Source organism: Curtobacterium sp. PhB190 (assembly GCF_004365385.1).
Taxonomy (GTDB): domain Bacteria; phylum Actinomycetota; class Actinomycetes; order Actinomycetales; family Microbacteriaceae; genus Curtobacterium.
Window position 1 is genome coordinate 1 of sequence record NZ_SODN01000016.1, and the last position, 14758, is coordinate 14758.

12 protein-coding genes are annotated in these 14758 nt (G+C 70.0%); 6 read left to right on the forward strand and 6 right to left on the reverse strand.

What is annotated here, in order from left to right:
- Positions 1-132: 132 nt before the first annotated feature.
- From EDF47_RS18605 to EDF47_RS18620, 4 genes are all read right to left on the reverse strand, one after another.
- Positions 133-744: a hypothetical protein gene (locus tag EDF47_RS18605; protein ID WP_131880649.1), complete on the reverse strand. Its 612-nt coding sequence runs from the start codon at positions 742-744 to the stop codon at positions 133-135.
- A gap of 79 nt (positions 745-823) precedes the next feature.
- On the reverse strand, positions 824-1876 hold the full coding sequence (locus tag EDF47_RS18610) for a BLUF domain-containing protein (RefSeq protein ID WP_131880651.1): 1053 nt from the start codon (positions 1874-1876) through the stop codon (positions 824-826).
- 106 nt (positions 1877-1982) lie between these two features.
- Positions 1983-3707 carry a glycosyltransferase gene (locus EDF47_RS18615; protein WP_131880653.1) on the reverse strand — a complete coding sequence of 575 codons (1725 nt, stop codon included), beginning with the start codon at positions 3705-3707 and terminating at the stop codon, positions 1983-1985.
- A complete protein-coding gene (locus EDF47_RS18620; protein ID WP_131880655.1) occupies positions 3704-4873 on the reverse strand; it encodes a hypothetical protein in 1170 nt (389 codons plus the stop codon). The genes EDF47_RS18615 and EDF47_RS18620 overlap by 4 nt, the downstream gene beginning before the upstream one ends.
- Positions 4874-5524: 651 nt before the next feature.
- Here EDF47_RS18620 and glgX point away from each other — a divergent pair.
- The 3 genes from glgX (at position 5525) to EDF47_RS18635 (ending at position 8572) form a co-directional block, all read left to right on the forward strand.
- On the forward strand, positions 5525-7543 hold the full coding sequence (gene glgX / locus EDF47_RS18625; protein WP_131880657.1) for a glycogen debranching protein GlgX: 2019 nt from the start codon (positions 5525-5527) through the stop codon (positions 7541-7543).
- 64 nt (positions 7544-7607) lie between these two features.
- Complete coding sequence (locus tag EDF47_RS18630; RefSeq protein ID WP_131880659.1) at positions 7608-8057, forward strand: hypothetical protein; 450 nt, start codon at positions 7608-7610, stop codon at positions 8055-8057.
- A 203-nt stretch (positions 8058-8260) separates the two neighbouring features.
- Entirely contained in the window at positions 8261-8572 is a 312-nt protein-coding gene (locus EDF47_RS18635; RefSeq protein WP_133985722.1) for a hypothetical protein, read from the forward strand.
- Positions 8573-8597: 25 nt separating this feature from the next.
- On the opposite strand, the gene EDF47_RS18640 is transcribed toward EDF47_RS18635, so the two are convergent.
- A complete protein-coding gene (locus EDF47_RS18640; RefSeq protein ID WP_131880663.1) occupies positions 8598-9896 on the reverse strand; it encodes a SpoIIE family protein phosphatase in 1299 nt (432 codons plus the stop codon).
- Between the two features lie 46 nt (positions 9897-9942).
- Positions 9943-10665: a type II CAAX endopeptidase family protein gene (locus tag EDF47_RS18645; protein ID WP_131847461.1), complete on the reverse strand. Its 723-nt coding sequence runs from the start codon at positions 10663-10665 to the stop codon at positions 9943-9945.
- Positions 10666-10824: 159 nt separating this feature from the next.
- On the opposite strand from EDF47_RS18645, the gene EDF47_RS18650 reads away from it, so the two are divergent.
- The 3 genes from EDF47_RS18650 to EDF47_RS18660 all read left to right on the forward strand — a co-directional run bounded on the left by EDF47_RS18650 (position 10825) and on the right by EDF47_RS18660 (position 14708).
- Positions 10825-12273 (forward strand): polysaccharide biosynthesis tyrosine autokinase, encoded by a 1449-nt coding sequence (locus EDF47_RS18650; RefSeq protein WP_131880665.1) that lies wholly within the window; start codon positions 10825-10827, stop codon positions 12271-12273.
- 76 nt (positions 12274-12349) lie between these two features.
- Positions 12350-13234, forward strand: coding sequence for a hypothetical protein (locus tag EDF47_RS20000; protein ID WP_165932403.1), 885 nt, complete (start codon positions 12350-12352; stop codon positions 13232-13234).
- Complete coding sequence (locus EDF47_RS18660) at positions 13221-14708, forward strand: sugar transferase (protein ID WP_131880669.1); 1488 nt, start codon at positions 13221-13223, stop codon at positions 14706-14708. The genes EDF47_RS20000 and EDF47_RS18660 overlap by 14 nt, the downstream gene beginning before the upstream one ends.
- Positions 14709-14758 lie beyond the last annotated feature (50 nt).

The window sequence follows — 14758 nt, forward strand, 5'->3', positions numbered from 1 at the left end:
ACCGTCCGCGCCGACGTCACCTCGACGTGGACGACGACCTCCGCCAGCAGCGTCCGCATCAGCACCGTCCGCTTCCTCGGACTCGGCCGCACCAGTTGTGCCTGACCCGATCCCGCCCTCGTGGGCGGGAGGTCACGACGTCCGCGAAGGCGCCACGCGGAGCCCGGTGGAGCGCCGCTCGAGATCGGCCAGCGCGCGGATGACCTCCGGATCCCGGTGCCGCCATCGGTCGACGACGTCGACGCCGAGCCGGCCGGCGGCGTTCCGGGTCGTCAGCGCGCGGACGGCGAGCAACTCGGCTCCGTCCGGCTGCTGACCGAGGCGCTGTGTGAGCGTGGCGAGCCGGATGAAGCCGCCGCGGTACCGGATCCAGACCACCACCAGGACGATGATCAGCACCGCGGTCGACGAGGTACCCAGGAGGTGCGCCACGTGCAGCGTCTCCTGCTGCTGTTCTGCTCCGGCAGCCGCGATCCGCTGCGCGCTCTGGCTCGCGTCCTGCAGCGGTGCGCTGACCGACTTGCCGATGAACGGCACCTTCTCGAGTGCCGTTGCGGTGCTGCGCAACTGCTCCTGGAACGCGGTGCCCTGGTCGTGGACACGAGTTCCGATGTCGGCGAGGGCGCTGATCGATGCGGAGACCGCTCGCCCGAGCAGAACCGCGGCGACCATCCCGGCCACCACGACGACATCGAGCAGCACCTGCCCTGCCGTGCGGATCGGACGTGCGTCGTAGAACACCATGGACAGGTCCTACCACTCGCGCGATGCTGTGCCTCTCGGCCATCGGCCCATGTGGAGTCGGCGGGGCCGGCCCCCGTCGTCAGGCGCTGGGGATCGTGGGCAGGTCCCAGTAGGCGGGTCGTTCGTAGTGTTCGGTCCAGCCCCGTCGCATGCGCGACGCGGCGCGGTCGAAGGCGTCGACGACGTCGGTGTCCGGTGTGAGGAGCGCCTGCAGGCGGATGCCGTCGTAGAGGGCGAGGAGCTGCTGTGCACCGCGGATCGGATCCATCGTGGCGGGTTCCCGCCCGGCACGGACGTCTTCGGCGAGGGCGGTGCGCACGGTCTCACGGAACTGGAGGTAGGCGGACCGGTAGTAGTCCGCTCCGTCGGTCGACGGGTCGGTCGACGTGGCGAGTGTGGACGCGATCAGGCGCATCAGGGCGGGTTCCTCGGCATGGGCGGCGAGGAGCGCGTGCAGGAACGCGATCGTGCCCTTCTCGGCGGCGAGGGGGAGCAGGGGAGCGGAGACTGCTCGGGTCCACCGCATCACGGTCGCGGCGAGCACGGCGTGCTGCGACGGGAAGAGCCCCAGGACCTCGGGGACGGTCATCCCCGCGCGTTCTGCGACGTCCTCGAGGGTGAACCGGGACGCGCCGCCGGCGTGGACAGCGGTGATCGCGGCGTTCAGGATCCGGGTTCGGGGGATCTCCTCGTCGGCCGCGTCCTGGTTCGTCAAGGGAGCGAGCGGGTGCTTCCGGAACCAGTCGAGCAGAGCACGCGCGCGGGACGCACCGAAGGTGGAGTCGTTGGGGCGGTTGGCGGTGAAGAGGTCGCTGAACCCCGGCACGTCGTGCAGCAACGGGTCGAGCGGCTGGAACGCCATCGACCAGTCCGGGAAGGACCGGTGTCGGATCGGCTCGTTGAGGAGCACTCGGACGTTGGTGTGGCGGGGATCGGCTCGGACCTGATCGAAGCGTTCAGCGACGACGTCGTCGTTGCCCTCGATGATGCCGATGCAGTTGTCGTCGCGGTGTGCGAGCATCCCGGTGACACCGAGGCGGGTGTTCTTCTCCCGGCCGACGGCGAGGATCTGCGCGAGTTCCGAGTCCGTGATCGGTCGGGTCTGCGTGCTGGTGTAGACGAGCGATCGCATGATGGTTTCCCCTCAGGTGCTGACATGACCGGACCGACCACAGCGTGCTCCACCTCGACCGCCGCGGCAACCCCCTGAACGGGAGACGCCGCGGCGACCGCAGTACTCACACGGATGACGTCTTGGTGAGACCGTGCTCCGTCTTCTCCCAGTAGTGGGGTCGGGTGATGAGCTGCCACAGGCCCTTGTAGGCGGCGACCGAGTGCAGCACCCAGTACGCGGGGTTCAGCAACGCCCAGAGCATCAGGTCGAACCGAGCGCGTTTGTACGGCCCCATCATGGTCAGGTAGATCATCGTGGCGTTGCCGAGCAGGAAGTCGAGCACGCACAGCCAGAGCACCGGGGCGGGGAACACCGGGGCCGTCCACGCCGTGGGCAGCACGAAGGTGGCGATCGTCACCGCGATGCCGGGCAGCATGCCGAGGAACGTCAACGGTGTCCCGGCGATGAGCAGCGCGAACGCAGCAGCCCGGCGCAACCCGATCTCCCGCACGAGCGCACGGGGGCGCCGGGCGTGGACGAGGGCGGTCTGCATGTACCCCTTGATCCACCGCGACCGCTGCCGGACGAAGTTCGGGATCGAGGTGTTCGCCTCCTCCATCGTGGTCGAGTTGACGACGGAGACGCGGTACCCGACCGCGGACGCACGGATCCCCAGGTCGGCGTCTTCGGTGACGTTGTAGGGGTCCCAACCACCGAGCTCGCGCAGGAGCTCGGTGCGGAAGTGGTTCGAGGTCCCGCCCAGCGGGATCGGCAGGTTCCGGGCGTCGAGGCCGGCGAGCATGTAGTCGAACCAGTACGAGTACTCCAGCGTGAACATGCGCGTCAGGGCGTTCTCGTCGGCGTTGAAGTAGCTCAGGGCGGCCTGGACGCACACCGTGTCGGTGCCGGCCCGCTCGAACGTGGTGAACACCTTCTTGAGCTGGTCGGGGTCGGGGCGGTCCTCGGCGTCGTAGATGACCACGTACTCGCCGCGGGCGATCGCGAGGCCGACGTTGCAGGCGCGCGGCTTGGTCTGCGGCGCCCCGGGAGGGACGATGACGATCCGCATCCAGGCCGGTGGTTCAGCGTCGAGGACGGCCTGGCGTGTCTCGTGGTCCTCGGCCTCGACGAGGACCAGGACCTCGAGGCGGTCCTTCGGCCAGTCGAGGACCTCGAGGTTGCGGACGAGGTCGCCGACGATGTTCGCCTCGCGGAACACCGGGACCAGGACGGTGTACGTCGGCAGCGTGGTGTCATCGAGCGCGGCGACGTCGGCCGCTGAGACCTGCTCGACGAGGTCGAAGCGCGCGCCGACCATGGAGACCCAGAACTTGAAGACGATGCCGGCCAGGAACCCGAGCGAGAGCACCGCGGTGACGATGGCGGCGGTCGTACCCGGAGCGATCACCAGGCAGCCGGCGAACGCGAGCAGGGCGATGCCGCCGCCGACCTGTTGACCGCGGGACAGCACCGTGCGGGCGGACATGGCCGGGATCGTGCGGGCGAGGTCGTGTGCGGCGAGGTCGGCGACCTCGTCGTCCAGCTCCCACATGATGCGCTGGCGGACCTCGGCCTCATCGACCGTCCGGAGCACGACCGGCTCGCCGAACTCCTCGGTCAAGGCGGCCCGGAGCACATCCGGGTCCGACCGGCCGCTGGTCAGGACGAGGACACCCTCGCGGATCCGTGCGGAGGCGACCCAGCCCTCGTCGACGTGCCGGCGGACCGAGCACCGGTGCGGTGGGCGCCAGTCGGACTCGCCGCCGCGGTGCCGGGCGGTCGTCTCGTCGATCGACGGGGCGTCGGTCTCGCTGGAGACGGCGGACGCACCGGACACGACGGCGGTCATGCGCCCACCGCCGAGACCAGGGCGTGCATCCACTCGGCGACGACCTCGCGTTCGAACGCCGCGGTCCACGCGAGCGGGATCTGGAGGGCGGCGAGCACCATGACGAGAGCGCTCGTGACCCGGCTGCTGACACGCGGGAGGATCGCGATCGCGACGGCGAGCATCGTGACGAACGTGTTGCCGGCGGTGGCGACCGGGATGAGCCCGATCGCGTAGCCGGCGAGGATCCCGGCGAACAGCGCGACCACGATGACGATCGCACCGGGTCGGTGCACGAGCAGGGCCAGGAGGCACCCCGCGACGACCATCGCGAGGAGCAACAGCCCGTCGAACGAACCCACCAGGTGCTCGAGGCCGCTCAGCCGGGTGCTGTCGGTGTGCACGGTGTTCCGCAGTGCCGCGAACGGGTCGCGGAGGACGAGCAGGTCGAGCACGGACATCGAGCCGATGACGGCGATGCTCGGGAACACGAGGACGAGCGTGTTCGCTCGGCGGATGCCCGGCTGTCCGTGCCGGGCGAGCTCCAGCAGCGGGGCGGTCAGAGCTGCGATGACGACGTAGACGAGGCCCATCGGGTCGACGAGCGTCGACACCATCAACGACAGGCCGGCACGGAACCCCGCCTGGGTGTCGCCGTACGAGAAGAACCGCACCATGTCGGCGATCGCGAGCGCGAACAGCGCGATGCCGAGGAAGGCCTGCAGGTCGTTGAGGGCGACGAAGGCGTAGAGCGGGTTCGCGCCGAGCGCGATCGTGAAGACGACCACCTTCCGCATCCGGAGACCGCGCCGGAGCATGGCCTGCGCCAGGAGTTGCAGCAGCACGCCGGCTGCGAGGCCGCCGAGGACCGCTGCACCGTGCACGCCGAACGGCAGGAACCGGAGCAGGACGCCGGAGAGCAGCGGGTAGAGCTGACCGACGGCCTGCACGACGCCGCCGTCGAGTGCCGCCGTCGCCCGGTCGAGGGTCGCCTGGTTGCCGGTGAGCTCCAGGATCGGTGTGGTCGGGATCTCGATCGAGAGCACGGCGACCACGACGTAGGGCACGGCGAACGCGAGCCGGAGGAGCCACCGCGTCCACGCGCGGGGGAGCGGCCGGAGCGCCGATCGGTGCGGCGGCTCGGCCGACGACAGGACGGCGCTCAGACGCGGGACGGTGACGGTCATGCGCGCTCCTTCGGGTGGATGCGGACAGTGGAGCCCAGGCACCCATCACAGTCGGAGGACAGACGAATCGGTACACCCAGAACGGGGTACAGGCGAGTCCCCTAAAGTGAGGACCCCTGCGCGTCTCGTGAATGGGGGTGCCGCCGCGTCGAACCCGAATCGACACGCCGGCACCCACCGTGACCGCCCCACCCGAGGGAGGTCACCTTCGCTTGGTGCCAAAGCTCCGCGCGGATCTCGTCCGCAACGGAGTTGCTGACTCGATGACCCAATCAGGCGACGCCCCTCGTTGGTATCCCCCAAACGGGGAACGCGCGTTCTCTGGATGGCAGCGGGGCCGCTCCCGTGGATTTCCGCGTACCTGTGCGCCCGGAGAGCGGCACGTCCGTACCGTCTCGTGAGCTACCCCGCGCCGCTCAGCTGCGGGGGCCCGATCCCTGTTCCGGGCTGGCATCGTCGCGGACCGCCGCGCCGAACCCGACGTCGTCGTAGCGCGAGGGCGCCTGCTCCTCGACCCGAACGAGGAGCAGACGCCCTCGGTCACCGTCCGGTGTCCGACGAGGCGGTCGCAGCTGTCCGGTCTGCGCATCCATGCCTGGCGGGGTACGTGCGCGAGCCGGGACCACAGCGGCCGCCCGGTACAACGACACGATGACCACTTCTGCCCGCACCCCGCTCGGCGTCACGCTCGTCGACGGCGGCGCCAACGTCGCACTCTTCTCCAGCACCGCGGAGCGCGTCGAGTTCTGCACGTTCGACGACGACGGGAACGAACACCGCACCGAGCTGCAGCACCGCACCGGCTACACCTTCCACGACATCGTCCCCGGCGTCGCCGTCGGCACCCGCTACGGCTTCCGCGTGCACGGCGCGTGGGACCCGGCCAAGGGCCTGCGCCACAACGGCGCCAAGCTCCTGCTCGACCCGTACGCCACGGCGGTCGACGGCTCGTACGAGTGGGGCCAGGCTCTGTTCGGCCACGACATGAACGACCCCGAGACCCGCGACGACACCGACTCCGCCGCCGCGATGCCGAAGTCGGTCGTCGCCGACCGCTCGTTCGACTGGGGCGACGACGTCCGTCCCTCGACCAGTCTGGCCGACACCGTCTTCTACGAGGTCCACGTCAAGGGCTTCACGAAGCAGCACCCGGACGTCCCCGAGGCGATCCGCGGCACCTACGCCGGCATGGCGCACCCGGCGGCGATCCAGCACCTGGTCGATCTCGGCGTCACGGCCGTCGAGCTGCTCCCCACGCACCAGTTCGTCCAGGACTCGACCCTTGCCGACAAGGGGCTCCGCAACTACTGGGGTTACAACTCCATCGGGTTCTTCGCACCGCACGACGAGTACTCGTCCAGCGGCACCGCCGGCGAGCAGGTCGCCGAGTTCAAGGAGATGGTCAAGGCCCTGCACGCCGCGGGGCTCGAGGTCATCATGGACGTCGTCTACAACCACACCGCCGAGGGCAACCACATGGGCCCGACGTTGTCGTTCAAGGGCATCGACAACGAGTCGTACTACCGCCTCGTCGAGGGTGACGAGGCCAACTACTTCGACACCACCGGCACCGGCAACTCGCTCAACGTCGGCCATCCGGCGGCGCTCGGGCTCATCATGGACTCGCTGCGCTACTGGGTCGAGGAGATGCACGTCGACGGCTTCCGCTTCGACCTGGCGACGACGCTGACGCGACAGGACGGCGAGGCCGAGAAGCATTCAGCGTTCCTCGACATCGTCCACCAGGACCCGGTGCTCCGTCGGGTCAAGATGATCGCCGAGCCGTGGGACACCGCGGGGTACCAGGTCGGCGGGTTCCCGGCCGACTGGTCCGAGTGGAACGGCAAGTACCGCGACGACCTCCGTGCCTTCTGGCGCGGCGACGAGGGGGCGCTCGGTGACGCCGTCCAGCGTGTCCTCGGCAGCCCGGACGTGTACGAGGGGTCCCGCCGCTCGCCGCTGTGCTCGGTCGACTTCGTCACGGCACACGACGGCTTCACCCTGGCGGACCTGACCTCGTACGCCGAGAAGCACAACGAGGCGAACGGCGAGGACAACAACGACGGCGAGAGCGACAACGCCTCGTTCAACGGCGGCGTCGAGGGGCCTACGGACGACGCCGGCGTCAACGCGTACCGCGATCGACAGCGCCGGAACTTCCTCGGCACCCTGCTGCTGTCGGCCGGTGTGCCGATGATCCTCGGCGGCGACGAGATCGCTCGGTCCCAGGGCGGCAACAACAACGCCTACTGCCAGGACGACGAGATCTCGTGGTTCGACTGGGAAGCGGCCGACCGGGACCTGCTCGCGTTCACGACCGCGGCCATCGCGTTCCGGGCGCAGCACCGTTCCCTGCGTCCGGAGTGGTACCGCACGGCACCCGGTGACTCCGACTCGACCGTCTCGGTGCTCCGCGCCGACAACGCCGGCTTCGAGGACGCGGACTGGGCCGACGGCGGCAACCGGGCGGTGATGCTCGTCCTCGAACAGGGCGACGACACCGTCGCGGTCCTGCTCAACGCCTCGGACACGACCGTCGAGTTCACGCTGCCCGCGAAGCCGGGTGGCGGCGACTGGCAGCTCGGGTTGTCCAGCGACCCGCAGCAGCAGGTCGCTGCCGGAGCCGCAACTGTGCTCATCCGCGACGCGTCCTTCTCCGCCCTGTCCTGACACCGACAGGTCATCGGCGATCGGCTCGTCCGGGCCGATCGCCGGTGACCTGTACGTTCGACCCATGGGGACTGATGACGTGGCCGGACAGCAGCGGCGGGAGCGGAACCGGTGGTGGCTCTGGTGCGCCGGCGGGTTCGTCCTGTCGCTCGGGCTGCTGCTCGTGCTGGGGCGGTGGTTCCCGGTGAGTGCCGGGGTCCTCGTCGGCTGGTTCGTGCTCGCGACCTCGGCCTGGTCACTGCCGACTGGTCGTCCGCGCCTGGGCAGCCCCGTCGCCACGTTCGTGCTGTCGACGATCACGGTCATCGGGGTGGGCTTGCTGGTCGGTGCCATCGTGCCGAACCGGGGCGACGGTGAACTCCGCGTCGAGGGGACCGTCCTCGGCGTCGCGATCACCGCGGTCGGCTCGATCTGGGCCGCGCTCGTGGCGAAGCGGTTCTCGCGGCGGCAGGTCGATGCCGAGATCGAGCGCTTCCGGCGCGAACAGGCAGCGGCGCCGGAGGACCGTCAGTGAGTCGGCGTCGCCTCGCATCGCTCGGGTGGTTGCTGCTCGGCTTCGCAATGGGGATCTGTACACTCACGATCCTCCAGCGCTGGTTCCCGGTCGAGAGCCTCGTCTTCGTGGCGTGGGGTGCGTTCGGCACCGCCATGTGGTTCGAGACCGGGCGAGATGCCCCGCGGAAGGAACGGCGTCCGCACTGGGCACGGAACCTTGCGGTGTTCTACACCGTCGAGACCGTTGGGATGGGACTGCTGTTCGGCGGTCTCTGGCCCGACGACGACGCAAACGGTGACCGCGTGACCGGCGTAGTGATCGGTGGCGTCCTGGTGCTCAGCGCGTTCCTGGTCCCGCTGCGCAGTCGACGTCGACGAGTGTCCGAACCGGTGTCAGTGGGGCCGGGTGAGCAGGAAGGCCACGGTGTTGCACAGGACGTGCGCCAGGATCGCGCCGCCGATGCGCACGGTCATGGTGACGAGCGTCCCCGTCAGCAGGCCGAGCACGAACATCGGCTCGAAGCCCGCGACTGACGATGTGGTCGTGCTGATCGCCAGGTCACGTGCGCTCTCGGCGCGCCGGTTGCGCGGGCAGCGCGGAGGCCACGGTCGCCACCGGCGCTCGTCGGATCGCGATCACCGTCACATCGTCGTCGTGCGCGACCTCGTCCGCCCGCGCGGACAGTGCCGCCACCAACGCCGTGGGTTCGGAGCCGCAGGCCCGTGCGAGATCGGCCACGGCGTCGACGGTGTCCTCGCGCCCGCCGAACAGGTCGAGCACACCGTCACTGAACGAGATGAGCAGGTCGCCGGTGTCGAGGAACCCCTCGGTCGTCGCCCACTCGTCGCGGAGCCCCATCCCGAGCGGGAGATCGCTCGACCGGAGCCGATCCACGCCGCCGCCTGACCGGAGCACCAGGCTCAACCCGTGGCCCGCGTCCGCCCACCGGAAGGTGCCGTCGGTCGAGATGCGCGCGTGGAACAGCGTGGTGAACGTCACGTCGGTCGCGCTGCCCTCGGCGGCGAGCCCGTCGGCCGCCCGCAGGAGCGCCTCGGACGGGTCGTCGACGGCACGGGAACTGCGGACCGTGGCCCGCACGGCCGCTGCGATGAGCCCCGCCCCCACGCCCTTGCCCATCACGTCACCGAGGCTGACGGCGATCCCGCTGTTCGTCTCGTACCAGTCGAAGAAGTCACCACCGACCGACTTCGCCGGCAGGCAGGCGCCCGCCACCGCGACGTCGGCGCCCAGGTGGTCGGTCGGCGTGGGGAGCAGCGAGCGCTGAACGGCGGCGGCACGGTCGATCTCCGCGCGGACGCGTTCCTCGCCCAGTCGGGCAGCGCGGACGTTGCGCCGCGCTCGCCGTGAGAGCTCCTGCACGACTGCCGCGACCGTCCCGAACACGATCACGGTGACGCCAAGGCGGACCAACTCGCTCGCTCCGGGCACGTTCGTCGGCGTCAGGACGTAGGGCGCCATGATCACGAGCGTCACGCCCAGCGCCGCGTACACAACGGTCAGGCGGCCACGGAGCGATCCGCACCAGACGACCGGCAGGACGGCGAGCGAGGTGAAGACCGAGGCACCTGCGCCCGTGCTCGTCCGGAACAGCGCGATCGCCACGAAGTCGAGCACCAGCAGCGCCGGCACGAGCCCGACGGAGTGCGGCAACGCCAGTGCCACCGCAGCCACGACCGTCGCGAGACCGGTGACCGCGAGGCTCGCGACGAACAGGCCGCCGTCCGTCACCTGGAGCGACGGCACCGTGATGCTCAGGACGGCGCTGAGCGCCAACAGCGCACTCAGGGGAGCCTGCCGCGCGAGGGGGCTCTCGAGGATGCTGGTTGGGCGAGACATTCGAGGAGGACGTTACCGGTCGGTGCGTCTGCTGGTGCGATCGATGTCAGCGCGGCCAGGTGAGCACGACGGCCACGGTGTTGAACAGGACGTGCGCCAGGACCGCCCCGCCGATGCGTCCGGTCATCGCGACGAGCGTCCCCGTCAGCAGGCCGAGCACGAACGTCGTCACGAAGACCTCGAACCCCGCGACCGACGATGCGGGCGTGCTGATCGCCAGGTGCATCAGCGCGAACGCGAACGCGGTCACCAGCACGGCCAGGAACCGCGTGCGCGGCGTCAGCTCGGCCGACAGCCGGCGCTGCATGAGACCACGGAACACGATCTCCTCGAGCACCGGACTGACCAGGCACACCCCGATCGCCGAGACCACGAGCAGCAGCACGTCCGGCGTGCCGAGGGTCGGCTGCGGCGTCAGCCCGGTCACACCGAAGAACGCGACGGACAGCACGGCGTCGAGCCCGCGGCACACGATGAAGATGCCGATGGCCGCGACGGCGTCGGCCCACCCGAGCCCGAGCCGGCGCACCAGCAGTGCCGGAGAGGACCTCCGGAGCACCCACCCGACGCCGAGCACGAGCGGCACCCACACGGCCAGGTCGGCGACCAGCACCTGCGTGATCGGGGAGGGCAGACCCCCAGTCCGGGCGACGCCACCGACGACCCGGGACAGCAGCACGGCGACCAGGAGCGCGATCACGATGACCTGCAGGTCCCGCACCGCCGAGGAAGGGCGGGCGGCGGTCGGCGCGTCCGGTTCGGGCTGCATGTCGCCACCGTACGGGACGCAGAACGAGACTCGACGTCGCGCGACCCCGAGCGCGTCTCATCGGTGTGGCAGTATTTCCCTGCCGAACGCTGGGACGATCCCGGTCGACCTGCGACAGGGACTCTGCAGGGCGCGGCGACTTCCGGGGAAGGGTGCCGCGTGGAGCTACGCGACTACATAGCGGTCTTGCGCAAGGGATGGGTCTTCATCCTGGTGCTGGCACTGGTCGGGGTCGCGGCCGCGGCCGGCTTCTCCCTGGTGAAGAAGCCGGTCTACGCAGCATCCGCGCAGGTCTTCGTCTCCACGGAGACGTCCGGCAGCGCGAGCGACCTGGCGCAGGGCAACACGTTCACCCAGCAGCGCGTGCTGACGTACTCGAACCTGGTGTCGACGCCCATCGTCCTGTTGCCGGTCATCTCGTCGCTCAAGCTCGACATGAATGCCGACCAGCTCGCGACCATGGTGTCGGCGACGGCACCGACCAGCACCACCCTCATCTCCATCTCGGTGGAGGGCACCGACCCGGTGCAGGCCGCGAACATCGCGAACGCGACCTCGCAGAGCCTGACCAACGTCGTGCAGGACATCGAGGCCACCGACGCGAGCGGCAAGAGCACGGTCAAGCTGACCCGCGTCAAGCAGGCGGACGTCCCGAGCACCCCGGTCAGTCCGAACGTGCCCGTCAACGTCGCACTCGGTCTGCTCGTCGGGCTGGCACTCGGCATCGGGATCGCCGTGCTGCGCGAGACCCTGGACAACCGTGTCCGCACGGAGCTCGACGTCGAGAAGATCAGCGACAAGCCGGTCATCGGCGGGATCGCCTACGACGCCAAGGCCGCCGAGCGTCCGCTCATCGTGCAGGTCGACCCCCGCAGCCCCCGTGCCGAGTCCTTCCGGACGCTCCGCACGAACCTCCAGTTCCTCGACATCGGCACGGGCGCTCGGACCTTCGTCATGACGTCGTCGATGCAGTCCGAAGGCAAGAGCACGACCGTGGCGAACCTCGCGATCGCCCTGGACAGCGCCGGCTTCCGGGTCATCCTGATCGACGCCGATCTGCGCCGCCCCCGCGTCGCCGAGTACATGGACGTCGAGGGCAACGCCGGCCTCACCGACGTGCTCATCGGTCGTGCCGACCTCGAGGACGTCGCACACCCGTGGGGGCGCGGCAAGCTCGTCGTCCTGCCCGCCGGACCGATCCCGCCGAACCCGTCGGAACTCCTCGGCTCGCGCGCGATGCAGGACCTGATCGAGCGCCTCGAGCAGCAGTTCGACTACGTGCTGTTCGACGCGCCGCCGCTGCTCCCGGTGACCGACGCGGCGATCCTGGCGAAGAAGGCATCGGGCGCGATCATCGCGGTCGCCTCGGGCCACACCCACAAGGGGCAACTGGCGGCAGCCATCGCATCGCTCGAGAACGTCGGCGCCCCGATCTCCGGCTTCGTCATCACCAAGATGCCCGTCAAGGGTCCCGGTGCGTACGGGTACGGCCGGTACGGGTACGGGTACGGGTACGGCTACGGCCAGGACGACGGCGCCACCGCATCGGTGACCCCGCCGAAGCAACCCGGCAAGAAGCTCGGCGTGCTCCGGCGAGCCGGACGCTGAGCGGAGCCGCGACATGACGACGCGCCGGGGGACCCGAAGCCTCGGCCGCGCACTGCCCCGAACCACACTCATCGTGGTGGCGGCCGTCGTGGTGGTGCTGGTCGCGATCGACGTCGTGCTCGTCTCCCTCGCCCTGGGGCGCACCGCGCCGGAGCAGAACGGACCTGCGGGCCCGATCCCCACGTTCACGAGTACACCCGACACGACCGAGACGCCGCGCGCGAGCGCGTCTGCTGACGCAGACTCCGCATCCACCGCTCAGCGGGGGCGGCGTCTGTTGGCAGCCGTGGACGACCGGGAGGCATGGCGTGCGTCCGGCGGGTCGTGCGGCGGCCCCCGGCCGGTGCTGGAACACACCGTGGACGGCGGGTCGACGTGGGTTCCGGTGGGACTCGGGACGGATGTCGGATCGCTCATGGCGATCCGGGCCTCCAGTGCGGAGCTCTCGATCCTGGCGGGCGTCGGTGACGACTGCACCACGACGGCGCGGACCAGCACCGATGCGGGCGTGACGTGGAGCGCGGGGACGCCAGGCGCCGCCGGCGCCGGGATCAGCACCGACGGTGTGGTGCTCGCGAGCGGGACGATCCACGCCCCGTGCGCGGACCCGATCGAGGCGTTCCAGGGGGAGCGGACCTCGGTCGTGATCTGCGACGGCCAGCTTGAGTGGCGGGCCGGGACGGATGCATGGGTGGACGTGCCGATGGGCGGTGTGCGCTCGATCGCGGTCGACGGCGGCGAGTACACCCTGGCCCGCGTGGACGTGGCGTCCTGCTCCGGCGTGCAACTCGTGACCATGCCCGCGGCGGACGTGACCCCCAGCACCGCGGTCTCGCCGGTGGGCTGCGCCGACGGTGCGGACTCCGACGGCACCGTCACGATCGACCGTGCCGGACAGGACGTCTGGCTGTGGGACGGCGAGACGGTCAGGGTCTCGAGTGACGGCGGTGCGTCGTGGTGATGCGACCGTGACGGCGGACGCGCTCCGCGCACCGAGCGTGGTCGGGGCCCGCGACGAGTGGAGCCGCTCGTACTCGCGCCGGGTGCTCATCACGGATCTGCTGGCGCTGATCTGGGTGGTCTTCGGCGTGCAGATCGCCTGGCTGGGGATCGAGTCGAACCTCGCCACCAACACCGCGGACCTCCGGCTCAGCTACTCGGCGATCTCGATCGTCGTGATCGTGGTGTGGATGAGCGCGCTCGCCCTGTACGACACCCGCGGGGCGCGAGTCATCGGTGTCGGGAGCACGGAGTACCGCCTGGTCGCGGACTCCAGCGTCCGGGTGTTCGGGCTGCTGGCGATCGCGGCGTTCCTGCTGCACGTCGATCTCGCGCGCGGGTACGTGCTCATCGCCTTCCCCATCGGGATCCTCGTGTTGCTGCTGTCGCGGTGGATGTGGCGGCAGTGGTTGGTCGCCCAGCGTCAGCAGGGTGCGTACTCGGCGACGGTGCTGCTGGTCGGCTCGCCGGCCAGCGTGCTGCACATCGGCCGCGAACTGGCTCGTTCACCCGAAGCCGGGTACCGCGTGGTGGGTGCCGTCGTGTCCTCCAACCACCGCGGGATGCTGGCGGGCTCGACGATCCGCAGCCACGGCGGGTTCGACGACGTCGGCTCCGCCTTGCGCGAGACCGGTGCCGACACCGTCGTGATCACGAGCTCCGACGACCTGCCGCCGGAGCGGGTCCGCGAACTCAGCTGGTCGCTCGAGCCCGGCCGGCAGCACCTGGTCGTCGCACCGAGCCTGACCGACATCGGAGGACCGCGCATCCACACGCGGCCCGTGCAGGGGCTCCCGCTCATCCACGTCGAGACGCCGACGTACTCTGGGCGCAAGCTCTACACGAAGCGTGCCTTCGACCTGGTCGGTGCAGCGCTGCTCGTCATCGTCCTGTCGCCGCTGCTGCTCGTGCTGACGGTGCTGGTGAAGACCACCACACCGGGTCCGGTCTTCTTCCGCCAGGAGCGAGTCGGCCTGAACGGCGGTACCTTCCGGATGATCAAGTTCCGATCGATGGTCGTCGATGCCGAAGATCGCCTGCAGGAGCTCAGCGCCCTGGACCGGGCCGAGGGGAACGACGTCCTGTTCAAGATGCGGAACGATCCCCGTGTCACCCGGATCGGCGGTTTCATGCGGCGATACAGCCTCGACGAGGTGCCGCAGCTGTTCAACGTCCTCGCCGGCAGCATGTCGCTCGTCGGTCCACGTCCTCCGCTCGCCCGCGAGGTCGCGCGCTACGACACGCACGTCCACCGTCGGTTCCTGGTGAAGCCGGGCATGACCGGTCTGTGGCAGGTCAGCGGTCGGTCCGACCTGTCGTGGGAGGATTCGGTGCGGTTGGACCTGTACTACGTGGAGAACTGGTCCATCACGGGTGATCTCGTGGTGCTCTGGCGGACTGCCAAGGCCGTCTGGCGATCGCAAGGAGCATATTGATGGCCGCGCTCGAGGCTCCCCCCTTCCAGAATGCGTCCGTCAGTGAACGG